2 protein-coding genes are annotated in these 26,551 nt (G+C 75.6%); both read right to left on the bottom strand.

Annotated elements, in window-relative coordinates:
- Positions 1–4: 4 nt before the first annotated feature.
- Positions 5–11,239, bottom strand: coding sequence for a type I polyketide synthase (locus SLAV_RS02835; RefSeq protein ID WP_100660763.1), 11,235 nt, complete (start codon positions 11,237–11,239; stop codon positions 5–7).
- A 26-nt stretch (positions 11,240–11,265) separates the two neighbouring features.
- Entirely contained in the window at positions 11,266–26,523 is a 15,258-nt protein-coding gene (locus SLAV_RS02840; RefSeq protein ID WP_100660764.1) for a type I polyketide synthase, read from the bottom strand.
- Between the last annotated feature and the right edge of the window lie 28 nt (positions 26,524–26,551).

Genomic DNA, 26,551 nt, shown 5'->3' on the forward strand with positions numbered 1-26,551 from the left:
GTGCTCAGGCGCCGTCCAGCTCCTGGTCGATGAGGGCGAAGATGTCGTCGACGGTGGCGCTGCGCAGCCGTTCGTCGGACGCCTCGTCGGGCGAGGAGCCGCCGCCCGACCCGTCGGCCGCGGTGCCCTCGCCGAGGGCGGCGAGCACGCCGTGCAGGCGGGCCCTGATCCGGGACCGGACCAGGTCGTCGTCGGCGCCTACGGCGGCGAGGGCCGTCTCCAGCCGGTCGAGTTCGCCGAAGACCGCGAGGGCGGACGCGCCGGGCGCCGGGTCCGGCACGAGGTCGAGCCGGATCCGCTCGGCGAGCGCGACGGGCGTCGGGTTGTCGAACACGAGGGTGGCCGGCAGCCGGAGTCCGGTGGCGGCATTGAGCCGGTTGCGCAGCTCCACCGAGGTGAGCGAGTCGAAGCCGAGCTGCTTGAACTCCCGGTTGCGGTCGACGTCGCGCGGGCCGCCGATGCCGAGCACCGCCGCCACCTGGGTGCGTACCAGGTCGAGGAGGACGCCGTCCCGTTCGGGGTCGGACAGGGCGCCGAGCCGTTCGCGCAGCGCGTCGGCGCCTTCGGCCGCCACGGCTTCCCGGGCGGTGCGCCGGACGGTCCGGCGGACGAGGCCGCGCAGGACCGCCGGGACCTCCCCGGCGGGGTCCGGGCCGGTGGCGGGCGCGGTGGTGTCGAAGCGGACGGGTACCGCGACGGCGTCTTCGCCCGTCCGGGCCGCGTCGAAGAGCGCCAGGCCCTCCTCGGCGCGGAAGGACACCAGTCCGGAACGGGCCATCCGCCCGCGTCCCCGCTCGTCCATCCCGGAGGCCATGCCGCTGTCGGCCCAGGGGCCCCAGGCGATGGCGGTGGCGGGCAGGCCGGCCGCCGCGCGGCGCTGGGCCAAGGCGTCCAGGAACGCGTTGGCGGCGGCGTAGTTGCCCTGCCCGGCGCTGCCCAGGGTCGCGGCGACGGAGGAGAACAGGACGAACTCCGACAGGTCCAGGCCCCGGGTCAGCTCGTGGAGGTTGAGCGCGGCGTCCGCCTTGGGGCGCAGTACGGCGTCCAGCCGGTCCCCGGTGAGCGTGGCGACCAGGCCGTCGTCGAGCACCCCGGCCGCGTGGACCACCGCAGTCAGCGGCCGGTCCGCGGGGATCCCGGCCAGCAGTGCGGCGAGCGCGTCGCGGTCGGCGGCGTCGCACGCCGCCAGCGTGACGGTCTCGGCGCCCCGCGCGAGCAGGTCGTCGCGCAGGGCGGCCGCTCCCTCGGCGGCCGGGCCGCGCCGGCCGGCGAGCAGCAGGTGGCGTGCGCCGTGGCGGGTCACCAGGTGGCGGGCCACGAGCCCGCCGAGGGCACCGGTGGCGCCGGTGACGAGTACGGTGCCGCCGGGGTCGGGTGCGGCGGGGACGGTGAGGACGAGCTTGCCGACGTGCCGGGCCTGGCTCAGGTGGCGCAGCGCGTCGGGTGCCCGGCGTACGTCCCAGCAGGTGACGGGGAGCGGCCGCAGCGCCCCGGTCTCGAACAGCGCCACCAGTTCGCGGAGCATGGCGCCGATGCGTTCGGGTCCGGCCTCGATGGTGTCGAAGGCGGTGTACGCGGCCCCCCGGTGTTCGGCCGCGGTCCGTTCGGGGTCGCGGACGTCCGTCTTGCCCATCTCCAGGAAGCGGCCGCCGTCGGTCAGCGTGCGCAGGGAGGCGTCCACGTAGGCGCCGGCGAGGGAGTTGAGCACGACGTCCACGCCGCGGCCCCCGGTGGCGGCGAGGAACCGCTGTTCGAAGCCGAGGTCGCGGGACGAGGCGAGGTGCTCCTCGTCGAGGCCGTCCGCCCGCAGGGCCGCCCATTTGCCGGGTCCCGCGGTGCCGTAGACCTCGGCACCGAGGTGCCGGGCCAGCTGGGTCGCGGCCATGCCGACGCCGCCCGCCGCGGAGTGCACCAGCAGCGACTGCCCGGCCTTCAGGCCGGCCAGGTCGACGAGGGCGTAGTAGGCGGTCAGGAACACGATCGGCACCGACGCGGCCTCGGTGAACGTCCAGCCCTGCGGGATCCGCGCGACCATCCGGTGGTCGGCGACGGCGAGCGGGCCGAACGCCTCGGGGACCATGCCGAACACCCGGTCCCCCACCGCCAGTCCGGTGACCCCGGGGCCGGTCTCGGCGACGACGCCGGCGGCCTCGCTGCCCAGGGTGGCGGCCCCCGGATACATGCCGAGCGCGATGAGGGCGTCACGGAAGTTGACGCCGGCGGCGCGCACGGCGATCCGGACCTGGCCCCGGCCGAGCGGGGCGGTGGCCGCGGGGTTCTCCGTCAGGGCCAGGTCGTCGAGGGTGCCGGTGGCGCCGGTGGTCAGGCGCCAGGCGGTGGCGCCGGGGGCGGGCCGCAGGCCGTCGCCGGGTGAGCGGCGGGCGAGCCGGGGGACGTACGCGGCGCCGTCGCGCAGCGCGAACTGGGCTTCGCCGGTGGCGAGCGCGGCGTGCAGGGCCCGTCCGGACGGGCCGTGGCCGTCGGGGTCGTCGGTGTCGACGAGGACCAGGCGTCCGGGGTTCTCCGACTGGGCGGACCGTACCAGACCCCACAGGGCGCTCTGCGCCGGGTCGGTGACCGTGGTTCCGGGTACGGGGGCGACGGCCCCCCGGGTGAGCAGGACCAGCCGGGCGTGTGCGGTGCGGTCGTCGCCGAGCCAGGTCCGCAGCAGTTCGAGGCCGTGCTGGGTCACCTCCCGTACGTCCTGCGCCGTAGCGTCGCCGGGCGCGTGCGGGGCGGGTATGAGGACGGTGTCCGGGAGCGCGGGGAGTCCGTCGGCGCCGCCGGGGGCGGCCAGGAGCGCGAGGAGACCCGTGTGGTCCGCCACCCGGGTGGGGTCGGGGGTGGAGCCGGGTTCTCCCAGGGGGAGTGCGGGCCAGTCCATCCGGTACAGGGTGTCCTGGTGCTCGACCCGCCGCGCGGTGGCCGGCTGGTCGGCGGTCACCGCCCGCAGCACGAGGGACTCCACGGAGGCGACCGGACGGCCCGTGGCGTCGGCGACGAGGAGGGACACCGTGTCCGGGGCGGGCGAGGTGAGCCGCACGCGCAGGCCGGTGGCCCCGGTCGCGTCGAGGCGTACCCCGCTCCACGCGAACGGGATCCGTCCCTGCCCGGTGTCCGGGAGCAGGCCGCCCAGGCCGACGGCGTGCAGGGCGGAGTCGAGCAGCGCCGGGTGGAGGCCGAAGCCGTCGGCGGTGGTGTCCTGCGGCAGGGCGACCTCCGCGAACACCTCCCCGTCGCGCTGCCACAGGGCGCGCAGGCCCTGGAACACCGGTCCGTAGCCGAAGCCGAGTTCCGCCAGCCGCTCGTAGTACCCCTCGGTGGGTACGGGCCGCGCGGCGGCGGGCGGCCACTGCGACAGGTCCGCCGCGGGATCGGGCCGTGCGGGTGCGGCCGCCTCCGGCGCGTGCGTGGCGAGTACGCCGACGGCGTGCGTCGACCAGGGTTCGTCGGGGCCCGCACCGTCCGGCCGGGAGTGGACCCGCACGGTCCGGCGCCCGGTGTCGTCGGGTCCGGCGACGGTGACCTGGAGCTGGACGCCGCCCCGGGAGGGCAGGACGAGCGGGGCCTGGAGGGTGAGTTCGTCGACCCGGTCGCAGCCGGCCTCGTCGGCGGCGCGGATCGCGAGGTCGACCAGGGCCGTGCCGGGTAGCAGCACCGCTCCCATGACCTGGTGTTCCGCCAGCCAGGGGTGTGCCGCCGTCGACAGCCGCCCGGTGAGGACGACGCCCTCGCCGTCGGCGAGCGCCACGGCGGCGCCGAGGAGCGCGTGGTCCGCCGTGCGCAGGCCGGCACTCGCGAGGTCCCCGGCCGCGGGGCGGGTGTCGAGCCAGTAGCGGCTGCGCTGGAAGGCGTAGGTGGGCAGGTCGACGCGTCGGGCGCCGCGTCCGGCGAGGACGGCCGACCAGTCGACGGGCGTGCCGTGGACGTGGAGGTGGGCGAGGGCGGTGGTGACGGCCAGGCCCTCGGGGCGGTCGGTGCGCAAGAGGGGGCTGGTGACGGCGTCCTCGTCGAGGGAGTCCTGGGCCATGGCGGTCAGGACCCCGCCCGGACCGACCTCCAGGAAGGTACGGACGCCCAGATCGGCGAGGGCTGTGACGGCGTCGGCGAAGCGGACGGCCTCGCGGACGTGGCGCACCCAGTACTCGGCGGAGCAGAACTCCTCCGCGGGCACGGGGGCGCCGGTGAGGGTGGAGACGACCGGAAGGGTCGGGGCTCCGAAGGCGACCGTTTCCACCGTCTTGAGGAAGTCGTCGAGCATCGGGTCCATGAGCGGGGAGTGGAAGGCGTGCGAGACGGACAGCCTCTTCGTCCTGCGGCCGTCGGCCGAGAGCCGGTCGACCACCTTCGTCACGGCGTCCTCCGCGCCCGAAACCACCACGGCGGAGGGGCCGTTGACCGCGGCGATACCCGCACGGCCCTCGAACCCGGACAGCAGGTCCCGTACCTCATCCTCCGAGGCCTGCACCGCCACCATCACGCCCCCGGCCGGGAGCGCCTCCATCAGACGCCCGCGCGCCGCCACCAGGGCCGCCGCGTCCTCCAGTGAGAACACCCCGGCCACATGGGCGGCCGCGAACTCGCCCACCGAGTGACCCGCCAGGAAGTCCGGCCGGACACCCCACGACTCCACCAGCCGGAACAACGCCACCTCGACCGCGAACAGCGCGGGCTGCGCGTACGCCGTCCGGTCCAGCAGGGCGGCGTCCTCACCGAACACCACACCCGCCAGCGGACGTTCGAGGTACTGGTCCACATGCGCGCACACCGCGTCGAAGGCGTCCGCGAACACCGGGAAGGCCGCATACAGCTCACGCCCCATCCCCAGCCGCTGGCTCCCCTGCCCCGGGAACAGGAACGCCGTACGACGGTCCGTGGCGGCGGTGCCACGCAGTGCCGGGTCCGCCGGTCCGGTCGTGTCGCGCGCCGCCAGTGCGCGCAGCGCCGGCAGGAACTCCCCACGGTCGGTGCCGAGCGCCACCGCCCGGTGCTCCAGGGCGGCCCGGGTCGTGGCCAGCGACAGGGCCACGTCGACGGGTTCGAGTTCCGGGTGGCCCTCGATGTGGGCGAGGAGGCGTTCGGCCTGGTCCCGGAGGGCCGCCGGGCTGGTTCCGGAGACGAGCCACGGCACGACGCCCGGCGCGGGGCGCGTCCCGGTGGGCGCCGCGGGCTGCGGCGGGGCCTGCTCGATGATGACGTGGGCGTTGGTGCCGCTCACGCCGAAGGAGGAGATTCCGGCGCGCCGGCCGTGTTCGCCGTCGGCCGTCCAGTCGACGGCCGAGGTCAGGAGCCGGACCGAACCCGTCGACCAGTCGACGTGCGGGGTCGGCGCGTCCACGTGCAGGGTCCCGGGGAGGATGCCGTGGTGCATGGCCTGCACCATCTTGATGATCCCGCCCACTCCGGCGGCGGCCTGGGTGTGGCCGATGTTGGACTTCAGGGAGCCCAGCCACAGCGGCCGGCCCTCCGGCCGGTCCTGGCCGTACGTGGCCAGCAGCGCCTGCGCCTCGATCGGGTCCCCGAGCCGGGTGCCGGTGCCGTGCGCCTCCACCACGTCCACGTCCGCCGCGGCCAGTCCGGCGTCGGCGAGGGCCTGCCTGATCACGCGCTGCTGCGCCGGACCGTTGGGCGCGGTCAGGCCGTTGGAGGCGCCGTCCTGGTTGACGGCCGATCCGCGGACCACCGCCAGTACCCGGTGGCCGTTGCGGCGGGCGTCGGAGAGCCGCTCCACCAGCAGGAGGCCGACGCCCTCGCCCCAGCCCGTGCCGTCGGCCGCGGCCGCGAAGGACTTGCAGCGGCCGTCGGCGGCCAGGCCGCGCTGGCGGCTGAACTCGATGAAGGCGTTCGGGCTCGACATCACGGTCACGCCGCCGGCCAGGGCCAGGTCGCACTCTCCGCGCCGCAGGGCCTGGGTGGCCAGGTGCAGGGCGACCAGCGAGGAGGAGCACGCCGTGTCCACCGTCAGTGTCGGCCCTTCGAGGCCGAGGGAGTAGGCGATCCGGCCGGAGACGACGCTGCCGGAGCTTCCGGTCCCGATGTAGCCCTCCAGGTCCTGCGGGACGCTCAGCAGGCGCGCCGCGTAGTCCTGGTAGCCGGAGCCGATGAAGACGCCGGTGCTGGTGCCCCGTAGCGAGGTGGGGTCGAGTCCGGCCCGTTCGAAGGCCTCCCAGGAGGTTTCCAGGAGGAGTCGCTGCTGGGGGTCCATGGCGAGGGCCTCGCGGGGCGAGATCCCGAAGAACTGCGGGTCGAAGTCGGCGGCGTCGTAGAGGAAGCCGCCGTCCTTGGCGTAGGTGGTGCCGGGCCGGTCGGGGTCGGGGTCGTAGAGCGACTCCAGGTCCCAGCCCCGGTCGGCGGGGAAGCCGCCGATCGCGTCACGGCCCTCGGCGACCAGGCGCCAGAGGTCCTCGGGGGTGCGTACGTCGCCCGGGTAGCGGCAGCTCATGGCGACGATCGCGACGGGCTCGTCGTCCCCGGAGGTACGGGCCGCGGCCGTTGCCCGGGCGGCGCCGGAGCTCTCGCCGGTGTCGGCCGTCGTCAGTTCGGTCAGCAGGTGTGCGGCGAGCACGGCCGGGGACGGGTGGTCGAAGACGAGGGTGGCGGGGAGGTGGACGCCGGTGGCCTTGTTCAGCCGGTTGCGCAGTTCGACGGCGGTCAGGGAGTCGAAGCCCAGTTCGCGGAAGGCGCGGTCGGCGGCGACCGCGTCCGTGTCCTGGTGGCCGAGCACGGCCGCCGCCTCGCCGCGTACGAGCGCGAGGACCGCTCGGGCCCGCTCGGGCCCGGTCAGGGTGCGGGTCCGGCGGACGAACTCGGTCGCCTCGCCCCGGCCCGCCCCTCCCGGAGCCGGATCCGCCGCCGCTGCCGTCAGGGCGGCGGCGGCCTCGGGGACCTCCGCGATCAGCGGGCTGGGCCGCAGGAGGGTGAAGGAGGGTGCGAACCGCTCCCAGGCGACGTCGGCGACCGTCACGGCCGTCTCGTCACGGTCCAGGGCTCCGCGCAGCGCCGCGAGCGCCGACGCCGGGTCGAGGGCGGGGAGGCCGCGCTTGCGCAGCCGTTCCTCGGCGTCGCCGTCCTCGACCATTCCGCCGCCCGCCCACGGCCCCCAGGCGACGGCGGTGGCGGTGAGCCCGCGCGACCGGCGGTGCTCGGCGAGCGCGTCGAGGGAGGCGTTCGCCACCGCGTACGCGGCCTGCCCGGCCGCGCCCCACACTCCGGAGATGGAGGAGAAGAGGACGAAGGCGTCCAGCGGGCGGTCGCCGAGCAGCTCGTCCAGATGGCGGGCACCGGCCGCCTTGGCGGCGAGGACGTCCGCGAACCGCTCCGGCGTCGTCTCGGCCAGCATGCCGGGCGTGCCCACTCCGGCGGCGTGTACGACGGCGGTCAGCGGGTGGTCCCCGGGCAGGCCGTCGAGCAGCCGGGCAACCGCTGTCCGGTCGGCGATGTCGCAGGCCTCGATGGTGACCTCCGCCCCGCGTTCCTCCAGTTCGGCGCGGAGGGCGTCGGCGCCCGCGGCCGCTTCCCCGCGCCGGCTGGTCAGGACCAGGTGCGCCGCGCCGGCGTCCGCCAGCCAGCGGGCCACGTGAGCGCCGAGGGCTCCGGTGCCTCCGGTGATGAGCACGGTCCCGCGCGGCCGCCACCCGGTGGTCGTGCCGTCCGGACCGGCCGCCGCCCGCGGCGCGCGCCGCAGTCGTCGTACGAGGACTCCCGCGGCCCGGACCGCCAGCTGGTCCTCGGCCGCGTGGGCCCCGGCGAGCGCCCCGGCGAACCGGCGTGCCGCCCGGTCGTCCAGTTCGCCGGGCAGGTCCAGCAGGCCGCCCCAGCGGTCGGAGTGCTCCAGCGCCGCCGTGCGGCCGAGTGCCCACACCTGTGCCTGGAGCGGGCTGCGCAGCGGGTCCGAGGGGCCCGTGGACACGGCACCCCGGGTCACGCACCACAGGGAGGCGCCGGGGGCGGCGTCGCCGAGGGCTTGGACGAGCGCCAGGGTCGCGGCGAGCCCTTCGGGGAGCGCGGTGTGCACGGGGTGCGGCCGCTCGTCGACGGCGAGCAGCGAGAGGACTCCGCCGGCGGTGGTGCCGTCCAGTGCGGTCCGCAGCCGGTCGGCGAGGTCCGTCCGCCCGGTGCCCGGCTCCACGGGTACGGTGCGCACCTCGGCGCCGTGGTCGCGCAGGGCCCGTAGCGCGGACGCCACCCAGGGGTCTTCGTCCGTCGGGTGCCCGGCGGGCACCGCGACGAGCCAGGTGCCGGGTAACCGGATCTCGGTGGCCGCGGTCGCGGCGGGCTTCCAGACGGTGTGGTAGCGCAGGCCGTCCAGGGTGGACCGTTCGCGGTTCCTGCGCCGCCACATGGTGAGGGCGGGGAGCACCGAGCTGAGCGGCGCGTCGTCGGCCACGTCGAGCCGCCGCGCGAACGCTTCGAGGTCGGCGCTCTCCACGGCCTGCCAGAATCCGTCCTCCGCCGGGTCCGCGGCCCCGGTCTCGGTCCGCTGTCCGGAGAAGGCCGTCCCCTCCAGCCAGTACCGGCGGCGCTGGAACGCGTAGGTGGGCAGGTCGGGGAGTACGGGGCCCGGGGCGCCGAGCAGGGCGTTCCAGTCGGGCGTGACGCCGTGGACGTGCAGCCGGGCCAGCGCGGAGGCCACCGCGAGGTCCTCGGGACGGTCCGGGCGCAGGACCGGCAGGGTCACCGCCGGCTGCTCGTCGAGCAGTGCCTGGGCCAGGGCCGTCAGTACGCCGCCGGGGCCGATCTCCAGGAACACGGAGGCACCGGCGTCCGACAGGGCGGCGACCGTGTCCGCGAAGCGCACGGCCCGGACGACCTGACGCACCCAGTACCCGGCGTCGGCCGGCTCCGCGGCGGTGATCGGGCGGCCCGTGACCGTGGACACGAGTGCGATGTCCGGCTCGGAGAAGGTCACGCCCTCGGCGACCTTGCGGAACGCGTCGAGCATCGGGTCCATGAGGGGTGAGTGGAAGGCGTGGGAGACGGTCAGCCTCTTCGTCTTGCGGCCGTCGGCCGACAGCCGGTCGACGACCTCCGCCACCGCTTCCTCGGCGCCCGAAACCACCACCGCGGACGGGCCGTTGACAGCGGCGATGGCCACCCGGTCCTCGTACCCGGCCAGCAGGCCCCGTACCTCTTCCTCCGAGGCCTCCACGGCCACCATCACGCCCCCGGCCGGGAGCGCCTGCATCAGCCGTCCCCGAGCGGCCACCAGGGCCGCCGCGTCATCGAGCGAGAACACCCCGGCCACATGGGCGGCGGCGAACTCGCCCACCGAATGCCCGGCCAGGAGGTCCGGCCGGACGCCCCAGGACTCCACCAGCCGGAACAGGGCCACCTCGACCGCGAACAGGGCGGCCTGGGCGTAACCGGTCCGGTTCAGCAGCTCGGCGTCGTCACCGAACACCACCTCCCGCAGGGGCCGTTCCAGGTGCGCGTCCAGTGCGGAGCAGACCGCGTCGAAGGCCTCGGTGAACACCGGGAGGGCCGCGTACAGTTCACGCCCCATCCCCAGCCGCTGGCTCCCCTGTCCGGAGAACAGGAACGCCGCCTTCTTCTTCCGGGCCGCCGTGCCCTCGAAGGCGTGGCCCGTCGCCTCGTGGCGGGCGAAGGACGCCAGGGCGGTGACCAGTTCGTCGTGGTCCCGGCCCACCACGGCGGCACGGTGCGGCAGTCCGGCCCGCGTCGTCGCCAGCGCACGGGCGATGTCGGCCGCCGGGATCCGCGGGTGCTCCCGCACGTACGCGAGGAGTCGGCGGGCCTGTTCGGGCAGCGCCTCGGCGCTGCGGGCCGAGAGCGGCCACAGCAGGGGCGTCCGGGAGTCCGGTACGGGGGCGGGGGCCGCAGCCCCTTCCGTATCGGGGGCGGCCTGTTCCAGGACGACGTGGGCGTTGGTACCGCTGACCCCGAAGGAGGACACCCCGGCGCGGCGCGGCCCCTCCCCCTCGGGCCAGTCGACCGGCTCCGTCAGCAGCCGGACGGCGCCGGCCGACCAGTCCACGTGCGGCGAGGGCTCGTCGAGGTGCAGGGTGCCCGGGAGCACCCCGTGGCGCATGGCCATGACCATCTTGATGACGCCCGCGACGCCCGCGGCGGCCTGGGTGTGGCCGATGTTCGACTTGAGCGCGCCGAGGAGCAGCGGCCGCCCGGCCGGCCGGTCCCGGCCGTACGTGGCGAGGAGCGCCTGGGCTTCGATCGGGTCGCCGAGCGAGGTGCCGGTGCCGTGCGCCTCGACGGCGTCCACGTCCGCCCCGGTCAGGCCGGCGTTGGCCAGTGCCTGGCGGATGACCTTCTGCTGCGCGGGTCCGCTGGGGGCCGTCAGGCCGTTGGAGGCGCCGTCCTGGTTGACGGCGCTGCCCCGGACCACGGCCAGGACGCGATGGCCGTTGCGGCGGGCGTCCGAGAGCCGCTCCACGAGCAGCATGCCGACGCCCTCGGACCAGCCCGTGCCGTCGGCGGCGGCCGAGAACGGCTTGCACCGGCCGTCGGCGGCCAGCCCGCGCTGCCGGCTGAACTCCATGAACGCGCCGGGGGTGGACATGACCGTCACACCGCTGACCAGGGCCAGCGAGCATTCGTCCTTGCGGAGCGCCTGGGCGGCGAGGTGCAGGGCGACGAGCGAGGACGAGCACGCCGTGTCGACGGTGACGGCGGGTCCCTCGAAGCCGAAGGTGTAGGCGAGGCGTCCGGAGATGACGGCGGCGGCGTTGCCCGTGCCCAGGTATCCGTCGAAGTCCTCCGGGGAGGTGGACAGCCGGGCGTAGTCCTGGCCGTTGGTGCCCGCGAAGACTCCGGTGCGGCTGCCGCGCAGTGCGGCCGGGTCGATGCCTGCCCGTTCGAACGCCTCCCAGGCGGTCTCCAGGAGCAGCCGCTGCTGCGGGTCCATCATCAGCGCCTCGCGCGGCGAGATGCCGAAGAACCCGGCGTCGAACTCGCCGACGCCGTCGAGGAAGCCGCCGTGCCGGACGTAGCAGGTGCCCGCGTGGTCCGGGTCGGGGTCGTACAGGGCGTCCAGGTCCCAGCCGCGGTCGGCGGGGAAGCCGGATATCGCGTCGCCGCCGTCCGCCACCAGCTGCCACAGTTCCTCGGGCGAGGTCACCCCGCCGGGGAAGCGGCAGCTCATCGCCACGATGGCGATGGGTTCGTGGGAGTCGGACGTCAGTTTCCGGTTCTGCCGGCGCAGCCGCTCGGTCTCCTGAAGGGAGGCCCGCAGTGCCTGAACGATCTTCTCGTTCGATGTGGTCATCATGTGCTCCGTACTCAGGCCGTTGATCAGGCTTCGCTGTCGCCAAGCGCCAGTTCGATGAGGTTTTCGAGGTCCATCTCCGCGATCGCGGAGTCGGCGTCGCCATCGGTGCCGGTGTCGGTGGCGACGCCGCCGGGCGCGCCCGGCGCCAGGGCCAGCAGGGCGTCCATCAGCCCGGCTTCCCTGAGGCGGGACAGCGGGATCGACGCGAGGGTCTGCCGTACGCGGGCTTCGTCCGGGCCCGCGTCGGGGTGGGGTCCGTCCGCTCCTCCGGGAAACAGGTCGCCGAGCAGGCGGTCGGTGAGCGCGGTGGGGGTGGGATGGTCGAAGACCATCGTCATCGGGAGCCGCAGCCCCGTCGCGGTCCCGATCCGGTTGCGGAGTTCGACGGCGGTGAGCGAGTCGAAGCCGAGGTCCCGGAAGGCGCGGTCGGGTTCGACGGCGTCCGTGCGCGGGTGTCCGAGTACGGCCGCGGCCTCCTTCCGGACCAGTTCCAGCAGCAGCTCGTGGCGGTCCTCCGGGGCGCCGGCGGGGAGCCTCCGTACGAGGTCGGAGGCGGCGCCCTCGCCCCGGTCGCCGCCGGGGCCGCCGTCGGCCCCACCGCTGTCGAGGGCCGCCCGGGCCTCGGGGAGGGCGGCGAGCAGCGCGCTCGGCCGGCCGATGGTGAAGGACGGTGCGAACCTCGGCCAGTCGACGTCCGCCACGACCACGGTGGTCTCGTCGCGGTCCATGGCGAGTTGGAGTGCCGAGACCGCGAGGGCCGGGGGCAGCGAGGGCAGTCCGCTGCGCCGCAGGTACTCCTCGGCTCCCCCGTCGGCGGCCATCCCGCCTTCGGCCCAGGGGCCCCAGGCGACGGCGGTCCCGGCCAGTCCCCTGGCCCGGCGGTGCTGGGCGAGCGCGTCGAGGAAGGCGTTGCCCGCGGAGTAGGCGGCCTGGCTGCCGCTGCCCCACACGCCGGAGACGGACGAGAAGAGGACGAAGGCGTCCAGCTCGCGGTCGGCGAGCAGTTCGTCCAGGTGGACCGCACCGGCGACCTTGGCGGATACGACGGCGGCGAGTTCCGTCAGGCTCGTGTCGGCGACGGGGCTGAACTGCGGGAGTCCCGCGGCGTGTACGACGGCGGTCAGCGGTGCCGGGTCGTCGGCGAGCCCGTCCAGCAGGGCCGCGAGGGCCGCGCGGTCCGCGACGTCGCACGCCGCGATCGTGGTCCTGGCCCCCAGCGCCCCGAGTTCGGCGGCGAGTTCGAGCGCCCCCTCGGCCGCCTCGCCGCGCCTGCTGGTGAGCACCAGGTGCTCGGCGCCGCCCCGGGCCAGCCAGCGGGCGGTGTGCCCGCCGAGCGAGCCCGTGCCGCCGGTGATCAGTACGGTTCCGCGGGGCTTCCAGGCGCCGTCGGTACCGCCCGTGGCGCGGGGCATCCGGGCCAGCCTGCGTACCAGGACCCCGGAGGCGCGCACCGCGAGCTGGTCTTCGCCGGCGGCGTCGGCGAGTACGTCGGCCAGCCGGGCGAGCGCCCGCCCGTCGGGCGCCGTGGGGAGGTCGACCAGGCCGCCCCAGCGCTGCGGGGTCTCCAGCGCCACGGCGCGCCCGAGGCCCCACACGAGGCTCTGGAGCGGCCTGGTGACGGGCTGGGCGCCGCTCACCGACACCGCACCGGCGGTGACGCACCACAGCGGGGCGTCCGGCTCCAGCTCCCCCAGGGCCTGTACGAGCGCGACGGTGGCCGTCAGGCCGGCCGGCAGGCCGGGGTGGGTGGGGTGGCTCCGCTCGTCGAGCGCCAGCAGGGACAGGACGCCGCTGACGGGTCCCGAGTGCTCGGCCACCGCGTCGCGCAACAGCTCGACGAGCGCCGAGCGGTCGGCCGCCGGGTCGGCGACGGTGACGCACAGCGGCTCGGCGCCCCGGTCGCGCAGGGTGCGGGCGTAGGGCTCGGCGGCCCCGGCGTCGGGAGCCACGACCAGCCAGCTGCCCGGCAGGGGGCCGGAGGACGGGTCGGCGAGCGGCTGCCACACCGTGTGGTAGCGCCAGCCGTCGAGCGTGGAACGGTTGCGGCTCTCCTCCCGCCAGGTGGCGAGCGCGTCGAACACCGAGTCCAGCGGGGCCCCTTCCGCCAGGCCCAGCCGTTCGGCGAGGGCCTCGGGCCGCCCGTTCTCGACCGCCTCCCAGAACTCCGTTTCCGCCGGGTTGTCGGATCCGGACGGCTGGTGGGCCGGCGCGGCGGGGGCGATGGCCGTTTCGAGCCAGTAGTGCTCGCGCTGGAAGGCGTAGGTGGGCAGGTCGACGCGGCGGGCGCCGCGTCCGGCGAGGACGGCCGACCAGTCGACGGGCGTGCCGTGGACGTGGAGCCGGGCGAGGGCGGTGGTGACGGCCACCTCCTCGGGACGGTCTGCACGCAGGACCGGGACCACGGCGGGGCCGTCTTCGAGGGCGGCCTGGGCCATGGCGGTCAGGACACCGCCCGGCCCGATCTCCAGGAAGGTACGGACGCCCAGATCGGCGAGGGAGGTGACGGCGTCGGCGAAGCGGACGGCCTCGCGGACGTGGCGCACCCAGTACTCGGCGGAGCAGAACTCCTCCGCGGGCACGGGGGCGCCGGTGAGGGTGGAGACGACCGGAAGGGTCGGGACTCCGAAGGAGACGCCCTCGGCGACCTTGCGGAAGTCGTCGAGCATGGGATCCATCAGCGGGGAGTGGAAGGCGTGCGAGACGGACAGCGCCTTCGTCTTGCGGCCGTCGGCGGCGAGCCGGTCGGCGACCTTCGTCACGGCGTCCTGCGCACCGGAAACCACCACGGCGGAGGGGCCGTTGACCGCGGCGATACCCGCACGGTCCTCGAACCCGGACAGCAGGTCCCGTACCTCACCCTCCGAGGCCTGCACCGCCACCATCACGCCCCCGGCCGGGAGCGCCTCCATCAGACGCCCGCGCGCCGCCACCAGGGCCGCCGCGTCCTCCAGTGAGAACACCCCGGCCACATGGGCGGCCGCGAACTCGCCCACCGAGTGACCCGCGAGGGCGTCCGGCCGGACACCCCAGGACTCCACCAGCCGGAACAACGCCACCTCGACCGCGAACAACGCGGGCTGCGCGTACCCCGTCCGGTCCAGCAGGGCGGCGTCCTCACCGAACACCACACCCGCCAGCGGACGTTCGAGGTACTGGTCCACATGCGCGCACACCGCGTCGAAGGCGTCCGCGAACACCGGGAAGGCCGCATACAGCTCACGCCCCATCCCCAGCCGCTGGCTCCCCTGCCCCGGGAACAGGAACGCCGTACGACGGTCCGCCGGGCGGGCGACGCCCCGTACCAGGTCTGTCGCCGTCTCCCCCTTGCTCAGGGCCTCCAGGCCGGCCGCGAGTTCGGCCGTGGTCCGGCCGAGCACCACCGCGCGGTGCGTCATGGCCGTGCGGGACTCCGCGAGGGAGAGGGCGAGGTCCGCCGGGGCGAGGTTCGGGTGGTCCGAGGTGTGGGCCAGGAGGTTGCGTGCCTGGGCCCGCAGGGACGCTTCGTCCTTGCCGGACAGCGTCCACGGCAGGCAGTGCCCCGCCGCAGGCGTCCCGTGCTCCCCCTCTTCGGTGGGCACCGTGGCCGGGGCCTCCTCGATGACGGTGTGGGCGTTGGTGCCGCTCACCCCGAAGGAGGAGACCGCCGCCCGGCGCGGGCGGCCGTTCCCCGTCCAGGTCACGGGTTCGGTGAGCAGGCGTACCGCGCCCGCCGACCAGTCGACGTGCGGCGAGGGCTCGTCCACGTGCAGGGTCTTCGGCAGCATGCCGTGCCGGAGCGCCATCACGGTCTTGATCACGCTCGCCACGCCGGAGGCGGCCTGGGTGTGGCCGATGTTCGACTTGAGGGAACCCAGCCACAGCGGCCGGTCGTCCGGCCGGTCCTGCCCGTACGTGGCCAGCAGCGCCTGCGCCTCGATCGGGTCGCCGAGCGCGGTGCCGGTGCCGTGGGCCTCGACCGCGTCCACGTCGGCGGTCGACAGACCCGCGTTCGCGAGCGCCTGCCGGATCACGCGCTGCTGCGCCGGGCCGTTCGGGGCGGTGAGGCCGTTCGAGGCGCCGTCCTGGTTGACGGCGCTGCCCCGTACGACCGCGAGTACCGGGTGGCCGTTGCGCTGTGCGTCCGAGAGCCGCTCGACCAGCAGCATGCCGACGCCCTCGCCCCAGCCGGTGCCGTCGGCCGCGGCCGCGAACGGCTTGCAGCGGCCGTCCGCGGCCAGGCCGCGCTGGCGGCTGAACTCGACGAAGGCGCTGGGGCTCGACATCACGGCCGCGCCGCCGACCAGCGCCAGCTCGCACTCGCCCTGGCGCAGGGCCTGCGTGGCCAGGTGCAGGGCGACCAGCGAGGAGGAGCAGGCGGTGTCCACCGTCATGGCGGGCCCCTCCAGGCCGAGCGCGTAGGAGATGCGGCCGGACATGACGCTGCTGGAGGCGCCGGTGAGCAGGTGCCCCTCGACCCCGTCGGGCAGGTCGCCGGGGCCCGCGCCGTATCCCTGGTAGCCGGAGCCGATGAAGACGCCGGTGCGGGTGCCGCGTACGGACGAGGGCGCGAGCCGGGCCCGCTCCAGGGCTTCCCAGGCCGCTTCCAGGAGCAGTCGCTGCTGCGGGTCCATGGCGAGGGCCTCACGCGGGGAGATCCCGAAGAACGTGGAGTCGAAGTGGCCGGCGTCGTAGAGGAACGCGCCCTCGTTGACGTAGGTGGTGCCGGGGTGTTCGGGGTCCGGGTCGTAGAGGGTGTCGAGGTTCCAGCCGCGGTCGGCGGGGAACGCGGACACGGTGTCCACGCCGTCCACGAGCAGCTGCCACAGCTGTTCGGGCGAGTGCGCGCCGCCCGGGAAGCGGCAGCTCATGGCGACGATCGCGATGGGTTCGTCGGGGGTCGCCGCCGGGCGCTCCCCCGGGGTGGCGGCATCGGCGCGGACGGTGGCGGCGCCGTGGCCGGGGAGCTCCGAGGTGAGGTGGTCGGCGAGGGCGTCGGCGTTGGGGTGGTCGAAGACCAGGGTGGTCGGCAGCCGTAGCCCGGTGGCCGCGTTCAGCCGGTTTCGGAGTTCGACGGCGGTGAGCGAGTCGAAGCCGAGGTCCTTGAAGGACCGGTCGGATGCCACCGCGTCCCGGCCCGGGTGTCCGAGCGCCCTGGCCACCTCGGTCCTGACGAGGTCGAGCAGGGCCCGGCGGCGTTCCGGTTCGGCGAGGGCCGCGAGTCCGGCGCCGAGGGAGGGCGCCGTGGTGTCGGGCCGACCGTCGCCGCCCGTGGCCGACCCGGTTCCGGCGAGGGCCTGGCGGGCCTCCGGCAGGTCGGCGAGGAGTGGGGCCGGGCGGGCGATGGTGAAGGCGGGTGCGAACCGGTCCCAGTCGACGTCGGCGACGACGACGGTGGTCTCGTCGTGGTTCAGGGCCCGCTGGAGCGCGGCGATCGCGGTGTCCGGGGACATCGGCGGCAGTCCGCGCCGGCGCAGGTGGGCTTCCGCTTCGTCGTCGTCCGCCATGCCGCCGTCGGCCCAGGGTCCCCAGGCCACCGATGTGGCGGCGAGGCCGTCGGCGCGGCGGCGCTCGGCGAGTCCGTCGAGGAAGGCGTTGGCGGCCGCGTAGGCGGCCTGTCGGCCGCTGCCCCACACTCCGGCCACCGACGAGAAGAGGACGAAGGCGTCCAGCGGCCGGTCGCCGAGCAGTTCGTCGAGGTGGCTGGCGCCCGCCACCTTGGCGGAGACCACCTCCGCGAAGTCGCCGAGGTCCAGGCTGTCGGTGGGGGCGAACTGCGGCATCCCTGCCGCGTGGACGACCGCCGTCAGCGGATGCCGGTCCTCGGGCACAGACCGGAGCAGGGCGGCGACCTCCTCGCGGTCGGACACGTCGCAGGCCACGAGGGTGACCTCGGCCCCCAGTGCCTCGATCTCTTCGGCGATCTGCGCCGCGCCGGGGGCGTCGGGGCCCCGCCGTCCGGTCAGTACGACGTGTTCGGCGCCGCGTGCGGCCAGGTACCGCGCCACCCGTGCGCCCAGCGCGCCGGTGCCTCCGGTGATCAGTACGGTGCCGCGCGGCTGCCAGGCCCCGTCGGCCGGTACGGCGCCGGTGAGGGCGCGCGCCAGACGTCGCACGAAGATCCCGGACGGCCGGATGGCGATCTGGTCATCGGCAGGAGCGGCGGATGCGTGTGCGGGTGCGGACAGTACGGACGCCAAGCGGCGGGCCGTCCGTTCGTCGGGCGCACCGGCCAGGTCGACCAGTCCGCCCCAGCGCTCCGGGAACTCCAGGGCCACCGAGCGGCCGAGGCCCCAGACCATGCCCTGGCCGGGGCTGGTCAGCGGGTCCGACCGGCCGACCGTAACGGCTCCCGTGGTGACGCACCAGAGCGGTGCGGAGATCTCGGCGTCGCCCAGCGCCTGGACGAGCAGGGTGGTCTGGGCGAGGCCGGTGGGCAGCTCCTTGTGTACGGGGTGCGGCTCCTCGGCGAGGGCGAGCAGCGACAGGACCCCGGCCGGCGCGGTGTCACCGGGCTGCGCGCGCAGGCGCGCGGCCAGCGCCGCGCGGTCCTCGTCGGCCCGTACGACCAGCGGTACGGGTTCGGCGCCTTGGCGGGACAGGGCGGCCGTGACGGCGGCGACGGTCGGGGCGTCCTCGGCGCCCGCCGGGACGGCGAGCAGCCAGGCACCGGTCAGCTCGGCCGCCTCACGGCCGGTGAGCGGCTTCCACGAGGTCCGGTAGCGCAGTGCGTCGACGACGGAAGCGTCCCGCTGCCGGCGCCGCCACCGGGACAGTGCCGGGAGTACGGAGCTCAGCGGGGAGTCCCCGTCGAGGTCCAACTGCTCGGTGAGCGAGGCCAGGTCCTGGCTCTCCACGGCTTCCCAGAACCCGGCGTCCGCCGGGTCGGCCGAGAGGGGTCCGGTCTCCTGCGGGTCGGCGGGGAGCAACCAGTAGGGCGTGCGCCGGAAGGCGTAGGTGGGGAGGTCCGTGCGGCGGGCGCCGCGCCCGGCGAAGACGCCCGTCCAGTCGACGGGGACGCCGTGGACGTGGAGGCGGGCGAGGGCGGTGGTGACGGCCAGGTCCTCGGCGCGGTCGGTCCGCAGGAGCGGAACGCTGACGGCGTGCTCGTCCAGGGAGTCCTGGGCCATGGAGGTGAGCGCTCCGCCGGGGCCGACCTCCAGGAAGGTGCGGACGCCCAGATCGGCGAGGGAGGTGACGGCGTCGGCGAAGCGGACGGCCTCGCGGACGTGGCGCACCCAGTAGTCGGCGGAGCAGAACTCCTCCGCGGGCACGGGGGCGCCGGTGAGGGTGGAGACGAGCGGAACGGTCGGGTCTCCGAAGGAGACGCCCTCGGCGACCTTGCGGAAGTCGTCGAGCATCGGGTCCATCAGGGGCGAGTGGAAGGCGTGGGAGACGGTCAGCCTCTTCGTCTTGCGGCCGTCGGCAGAGAGACGGTCGACCAGTGCGGCCACCGCTTCCTCGGCGCCCGAAACCACCACAGAAGAGGGCCCGTTGACGGCGGCGACGCCCGCGCGGTCCTCGTACCCGGACAGCAGTTCCCGTACTTCTTCCTCCGAGGCCTGCACCGCGACCATCACGCCCCCGGACGGGAGCGCCTGCATCAGCCGGCCACGGGCCGCGACCAGGGCCGCCGCGTCCTCCAGCGAGAACACACCCGCCACATGGGCAGCCGCGAACTCGCCCACCGAATGACCGGCCAGGAAGTCCGGCCGGACACCCCACGACTCCACCAGGCGGAACAACGCCACCTCGACGGCGAACAAGGCGGGCTGCGCGAAACCGGTCTGGTTCAGCAGCCCGGCGTCGCCCCCGAACACCACTTCCTTCAGCGGCCGTTCGAGGTGCGCGTCCAGCGCGGCGCACACGGCGTCGAAAGCCCCGGCGAACACCGGGAAGGCCGCATACAGTTCACGCCCCATCCCCGGCCGCTGGCTCCCCTGCCCCGAGAACAGGAACGCGGTCCGGCTGCCGCTCGCGGTCGCCGTTCCCCGCACCGTCTCCGTGCCGGAGGGCTCGCCGTGTGCCAGGGCGGTCAGCCCCTGGACCAGCAGTTCGCGGTCCGCCCCGATGACCGCCGCGCGGTGCGGGAAGGCGGCGCGCGTGGTCGCCAGGGAGAAGGCGATGTCGGTCTCGTCGGTGCCATGGGCTTCCGACCGGACGTGCCCGAGCAGGCGTTCCGCCTGGGCCCGCAGGCCGGTTTCGTCCTTCGCGGAGATCAGCCAGGGGACCGCCGGCCGCGGCCCCGTCTCCTCCCCCGGACCGTGGTTCGTGCCGTCGGCCCCTTCGGCGGGCGCCTGCTCGATGATGACGTGCGCGTTGGTGCCGCTGACGCCGAAGGAGGACACGCCCGCCCGGCGCGGACGCCCGTGCTCCGCCCACTCCACCGGCTCGGTCAGCAGCCGCACCGCACCCGCCGACCAGTCGACGTGCGGCGACGGCTCGTCCACGTGCAGCGTCCGGGGCAGGACGCCGTGGCGCATCGCCATCACCATCTTGATCACGCCCGCGACGCCGGCCGCGGCCTGGGTGTGACCGATGTTGGACTTGACCGTGCCCAGCCACAGCGGGCGGTCGGCCGGGCGGTCGTTGCCGTAGGACTTCAGCAGGGCCTGCGCCTCGATCGGGTCGCCGAGCGTCGTTCCCGTTCCGTGGGCCTCGACCGCGTCGACGTCGGCGGCCGTCAGGCCCGCGTCCGTCAGGGCCTGACGGACGACGCGCTGCTGCGCGGGCCCGTTCGGGGCGGTCAGGCCGTTGGACGCGCCGTCCTGGTTGATCGCCGAACCCCGTACCACGGCCAGCACCCGGTGCCCGTTGCGGCGGGCGTCCGAGAGGCGTTCCACCAGCAGCATGCCCGCGCCCTCGGCCAGACCGGTGCCGTCGGCCGCGGCCGAGAAGGCGCGGCAGCGGGCGTCGTGGGAGAGCCCGCGCTGGCGGCTGAAGCCGATCAGTGCGCCCGGGGTCGACATGACGGTGACGCCGCCGGCCAGGGCCAGGTCGCACTCGCCCCGGCGCAGGGACTGCGCGGCCAGGTGCAGGGCGACGAGGGAGGAGGAGCACGCGGTGTCCACCGTCACCGCCGGCCCCTCCAGACCGAAGGTGTAGGAGAGCCGGCCCGAGACGACGGAGGCGGAGTTGGCGGTCAGGAGGTGGCCCTCCATGTCCTCGGTCCGGTGCTGGGAGAGGCCGACGGCGTAGTCCTGGCCGTTGGTGCCCGCGAAGACTCCGGTGCGGCTGCCGCGCAGTGCGGCCGGGTCGATGCCTGCCCGCTCGAACGCCTCCCAGGCGGTCTCCAGGAGGAGCCGCTGCTGCGGGTCCATGGAGAGGGCCTCGCGCGGGGAGATCCCGAAGAATTCCGGGTCGAAGTCGCCCGCGTCGTGCAAGAACCCGCCTTCGCGGACGTAGCTGGTGCCGGGGTGGTCGGGGTCCGGGTCGTACAGCGCGTCGAGGTCCCAGCCTCGGTTGACGGGCAGGCCGGTGATGGCGTCGGTGCCGTTGGCCACGAGGTCCCAGAGGTCCTCGGGGCCGCGGACCTCGCCGGGCAGCCGGCAGCTCATCGCGACGATGGCGATGGGCTCGTCGGTGTCCGTACCGGGGAGGCGGCCGGGGGTGGTGGAGGCGTCGGGCGCGGCCGTGACGAGGGCCGTGCCGGGGTGGCCGCCGGGGATCTCGTCCAGGAGGTGGCCGGCGAGGGCCGCGGGGGTGGGGTGGTCGAAGACGGCGGTGGCGGGCAGCCGCACTCCGGTGGCGGTGGCGAGCCGGTTGCGGAGTTCCATCGCGGCCAGGGAGTCGAAACCCAGTTCGCGGAAGGCCCGGCCGGGGTCGATGGCCTCGGGGGCCGAGTGGCCGAGTACGGCGGCGACCTGGTTGCGTACGAGGGCGAGGACGGTGTCCCGCCGTTCGGCGGGCGGCAGCGCGGCCAGCCGGGAGAGTTCCGCGGAGTGGCCGCCGGGCCCGGGGGCGGTCTCCGCGGAACGCCGGGCGGGGGTGCGGATCAGGCCGCGCAGCAGGTGCGGTACCGGGTGCGCCGCGGCCTGGGCGCGCATGGCGGCCAGGTCGAGGCGTACGGGGGCCAGGGCCGCGTCGTCCAGGGTCCGGGCGGTGTCGAGGAGTCGCAGGCCTTCTTCCGCGCCGAGCGGGACGAGTCCTGCGCGGGCCATCCGGCGCAGGTCGCCCGTCTCCAGGCGGGTCTGGTCGCCGCGCTCGTCCCAGACGCCCCAGGCGAGGGAGGAGGCGGGGAGGCCCTGGGCCCGGCGCTGGTGGGCGAGGGCGTCCAGGAAGGCGTTGCCCGCCGCGTAGGCGGCCTGTCCGGCGCCGCCGAGGGTACCGGCGAAGGAGGAGAAGAGGACGAAGGCCGAGAGGTCCAGGTCGCGGGTGAGGGCGTGGAGGTTGAGTGCGGCGTCGACCTTGGGCCGCAGGACCTGGTGGAGTTCTTCCGGGGTGAGGGTGTCGACGAGTCCCCCGGCCACCACGGCCGCAGCGTGGACGACGGCGGTGAGCGGCCGGTCGGCGGGGAGGGTGGCGAGGAGGGCCGCCAGGGCCTCGCGGTCGGCGGCGTCACAGGCGGCGATGGTGACGGTGGCGCCGAGCGCGGCGAGTTCCTCGCGCAGTGCGTCGGCCCCGTCGGCGTCGGGGCCCCGCCGACCCGTGAGGACGATGTTGCGGACGCCGTGGGCGGTGACGAGGTGCGCGGCGACGAGCCGGCCGAGCGCGCCGGTGCCTCCGGTGATCAGTGCGGTGCCATGGGGGTCCAGGGCGCGGGCGGGGGCGGTTCCGGCGGTGACGGGTACCCGGGCCAGCCGGGGTACGGACATCCGGCCCTCGCGCAGGGCCAGTTGGGGTTCTCCGGTGGCGACGGCGGCGGCGAGGCGGCGCAGGGATTCGGGCTCGCCGTCGGTGTCGGCCAGGACCAGGCGGTCCGCGTGCTCGGACTGGGCGGAGCGGATCAGGCCCCAGACGGGGGCGTGCGCGGGCCGTGTCCGCGGTACGCGGTCCTCGGCTCCGGACGGGACCGGGACGGCGTCCCGGGTGAGGACGACCAGCCGGGAGGAGACGAACCGCTCGTCGGCCAGCCAGGCCTGGACAAGGGCGAGGGTGGCCCGCGCGGTGGCCCGGACCGTGTCGGCGTCGGAGGCGTCGGAGGCGTCGGAAGCGGCGACGGGAACGACGGCGGCCACGGTCCGGGGCACCGGGGCGCCCTCCGTGATCGCCGCGGCGAGGGCGGCCAGGTCCGGGTGGACGTCAGGCCGCGGGCCCGCGCCGCGCAGGGCGTCGGCGACCGCGTCGGCGTCCGCCCGCGGGGTGACGCCGACGACGGCCCAGTGGGTGCTGTCGTCGGGCGCGGTGCCCGCCGGCGGCAGGGTGGGCCAGTCCACGCGGTAGAGGGACTCGTGGTGGTCGGTGAGCGCGGCCCGCAGGTGTTCCTCGCGGACCTCGCGGAAGGTGAGCGCGGCGACGGTGGCCACGGCCCGGCCGCTGTCGTCCGTGGCGGTGACGGCCACGGCCTCGGCGCCGACCGGTGTCAGCCGGATCCGCAGCCGGGTGGCTCCGGTGGCGTACAGGCGTACGTCCTCCCAGGAGAAGGCCATGCGCCCGGTCCCCATGTCCCCGAGCGGGCCGAAGCCCACCCCGTGGAGGGCAGCGTCGAGCAGGGCCGGGTGCAGCCCGTACCTCGCGGCGTCGGACGGGGCGGAGGCGTCCGGGGGCAGGACGGCCTCGGCGAAGACCTCGTCGCCGAGGCGCCAGGCGGCGCGCAGGCCCTGGAAGGCGGGGCCGTAGGCGAAGGAGCGGGCGGCGAGCTCCTGGTAGAAGCCGCCGAGGTCGACGGGGGCCGCGCCGGCGGGAGGCCAGGCGGCCGGGGCCGGTACGGGGGGCCGGTCCTCGGCGGCCGAGGTCAGCACGCCGGTGCCGTGGCAGGTCCAGCCGTCCTCGGGCGCCGCGGTGTCGGGGCGCGAGTGGATGGTGAAGGTCCGCTCGCCCGTTCCCTCGGCCGGGCCGACCGCGACCTGGACGACGACGCCGCCCCGCTCGGGCAGGACCAGCGGCGCCTGGAGGGTGAGTTCGGCGAGGCGGTCGCAGCCGACGTGGTCGCCCGCGCGGACCGCGAGTTCCACGAAGGCCGTACCCGGCAGGACAACCGCGCCCAGCACGACGTGGTCGGCGAGCCATGGGTGGGTGTGCGCTGCCAGCCGGCCGGTCAGGAGCAGTCCGTCGGAGTCGGCGAGGCTGACGACGGCGCCCAGCAGCGGGTGGTCGGAGGAGGCCAGGCCGAGGCCCGTGGCGTCCGCGGCGGCGGGCGGGGCGTCGAGCCAGTACCGCTCGTGCTGGAACGCGTAGGTGGGCAGTGCGACCCGGCGGGCGCCGGTGCCGGAGAGGACGGCCGCCCAGTCGACGGCGACGCCGTGGGCGTGGGCCTCGGCGGCGGAGCGCAGGAAGCGGCCGGGGCCGCCCTCGCCGCGGCGCAGGGTGCCGAGGGTGACGGCCCCGGCGCCGAGGTCGTCGAGGGTTTCCTGGATGCCGATGGTCAGTACGGGGTGCGCGCTGACCTCGATGAGGGCGTCGTGCCCGTCCCGTACGAGGGCGCGGGTGGCCTCCTCGAACCGGACGGTCCGGCGCAGGCTGCGGTACCAGTACTCGGCGTCGAGCCCGTCGGTCTCCACGACCGTACCGGTGACCGTGGAGTAGAACGGCACGTCGCACGCCTGCGGGGTGATGCCGGCGAGCGCGTCGAGGACGCGTTCGCGGACCGCCTCGACGTGCGCGGAGTGGGAGGCGTAGTCGACGGCGATCAGCCGGGCCCGGACGTCGTCGGCGTGCAGGGCGTCGCGCAGTTCGGTCAGGGCGTCGCGGTCGCCCGAGACGACGATCGACGTCGGGCTGTTCACGGCGGCGACGGACAGCCGCTCGCCCCAGTGCGCCATCCGGGGTGTGAGGTCCTCCAGCGGGAGGGCGACGGACAGCATCCCGCCCCGCCCGGAGAGCGCGGTCAGTGCCTGGCTGCGCAGCGCCACCACCTTCGCGGCGTCCGCCAGGGAGAGCGCGCCGACGACGCACGCGGCGGCGATCTCGCCCTGGCTGTGGCCGGCGACCGCCGAGGGGTGGACGCCGTGGGAGCGCCACAGTTCGGCCAGCGAGACCATGACGGCGAACAGCACGGGCTGGACGACGTCGACCCGGTCGAAGCCGGGGGCGCCGGGCGCGCCGCGCAGGACCTCGGTCGGCGACCAGTCGACGTGGGGTGCGAGGGCCTCCTCGCACTGGCGGAAGCGCTCGCGGAAGACCGGTGCGGCGTCGAGGAGTTCGACGGCCATGCCGGCCCATTGGGAGCCCTGGCCGGGGAACACGAAGGCGACCTGCCGGGTGGCGTCGGAGGTGCCGCGCACGAGGGCGGCGCCGGCGGCGTCGGGTTCCCCGTCGGCGAGGGCGTCCAGGGCCCGGTCGAGCCCGGCCCGGTCCGGGGCGAGGAGCACGGCGCGGTGGGGGAAGGCGGTACGGGTGGTGGCGAGGGAGTACGCGATGTCGAGGGCGTCGGGGTCGGCGGCCGGACCGGCGTCGGGGTCGGCGGCCGGACCCGCGGCGGGGTAGGCGGCCGGACCCGCGGCGGGGTAGGCGGCCGGACCCGCGGCGGGGTAGGCGGCCGGACCCGCGGCGGGGTAGGCGGCCGGACCGGCCGCGGGGTCCGTCGCCGGGTCCGGGCCGGGGCGCGGGGCGGCGAGGTGGGAGCGGAGCCGGGCGGCCTGTGCCGTGAGGGCGGCGGCGGTCTTGCCGGAGAGGGTCCAGGGGACGAGGGGGAGCCCGTTCCCGTCCGCCGTCGCCGTGCCGGGCGCGCCGGATGGCCCGTCGGCGGCCGGAGCCGCCACGGACGGCGCGTCGGGCCCCGCGTCGTCCATGGCCGCGGCTTCGGGCCGGGCCGCGGGCGCGAGGTGCTGTTCGACGACGATGTGGGCGTTGGTGCCGCTGACGCCGAAGGCGGAGACCCCGGCCCGCCGGGGCCTGCCGGTGTCGGGCCAGGCGGCGTTCTCGGTGACCAGCGAGACGGCCCCGGCGGACCAGTCCACGTGCGGGGTCGGCTCTTCGGCGTGCAGGGTCTTCGGCAGCACGCCGTGGCGCAGCGCCTGCACCATCTTGATGATCCCGGCGACGCCGGCCGCCGCCTGGGTGTGTCCCAGGTTGGACTTGACGGAGCCGAGCCACAGCGGCCGGTCCGCCGGGCGGTCCTGGCCGTACGTCGCGAGGAGCGCCTGGGCTTCGATCGGGTCGCCGAGGGTGGTGCCGGTGCCGTGGGCCTCGACGATGTCCACGTCGGACGGGGACAGCAGGGCGTTGGCCAGGGCCTGGTGGATGACGCGCTGCTGGGAGGGGCCGTTGGGCGCGGTCAGGCCGTTGCTGGCGCCGTCCTGGTTGACGGCGGAGCCCCGGACGACGGCCAGCACCGGGTGGCCGAGGCGGACCGCGTCGGAGAGCCGTTCGACGAGCAGCATGCCGACGCCCTCGGACCAGCCGGTGCCCTCGGCCGACGCGGAGAACGCCCGGCACCGGCCGTCGGGCGACAGGCCGCGCTGGCGGCTGAACTCGACGAACGTCGTCGGACCGGCCATCACGGTCACGCCACCCGCGAGGGCCAGGTCGCATTCGCCCTGGCGCAGGGCCTGGACGGCGAGGTGGAGTGCCACGAGGGAGGAGGAGCAGGCGGTGTCGATGGTCACGGCGGGGCCTTCGAGCCCCAGGGTGTAGGCGATGCGGCCGGACACCACGCTGCCGGTGTTGCCGGTGCTGACGTATCCCTCGATGCCTTCGGGCATCGCCGGGAGCCGGGAGACGTAGTCGTGGTACATGACTCCGGCGAACACCCCGGTGCGGCTGCCGCGCAGGGACAGCGGGTCCAGTTCGGCGCGTTCCACCGCCTCCCAGGAGGCCTCCAGGACCAGGCGCTGCTGCGGGTCCATGGCGAGGGCCTCGCGGGGGCCGATCCCGAAGAAGGCGGGGTCGAACTCGGCGGCGTCGTAGAGGAATCCGCCTTCCTTGGCGTAGCTGGTACCCGGGTTCTCGGGGTCCGGGTCGTAGAGCGCGTCGAGGTCCCAGCCCCGGTCGGTGGGGAAGCCCGATATCGCGTCGCGGCCCGAGGCGACCAGGTCCCACAGGTCCTCGGGGGAGCGGACGCCGCCGGGGAAGCGGCAGCTCATGCCCACGATCGCGATCGGTTCGCGGTTCTTGCCCTCGGCCTCGCGCAGCCGCCGGTGCGCGTGACGCAGATCGACGGTGGCACGCTTGAGGTAGTCGCGGAGTTTGTTCACATCTGTCGTCATCTGGGTTCTGTTCCTCAACGCGAAGGGA

The organism is Streptomyces lavendulae subsp. lavendulae (assembly GCF_002803845.1).
GTDB classification, from domain to species: Bacteria; Actinomycetota; Actinomycetes; order Streptomycetales; family Streptomycetaceae; genus Streptomyces; species Streptomyces lavendulae.

Bases quoted from the DNA above. Each gene is read 5' to 3' on its own strand.
- SLAV_RS02835 (WP_100660763.1), bottom strand. From the start codon at position 11,239: ATGACCACATCGAACGAGAAGATCGTTCAGGCACTGCGGGCCTCCCTT.
- SLAV_RS02840 (WP_100660764.1), bottom strand. From the start codon at position 26,523: ATGACGACAGATGTGAACAAACTCCGCGACTACCTCAAGCGTGCCACC.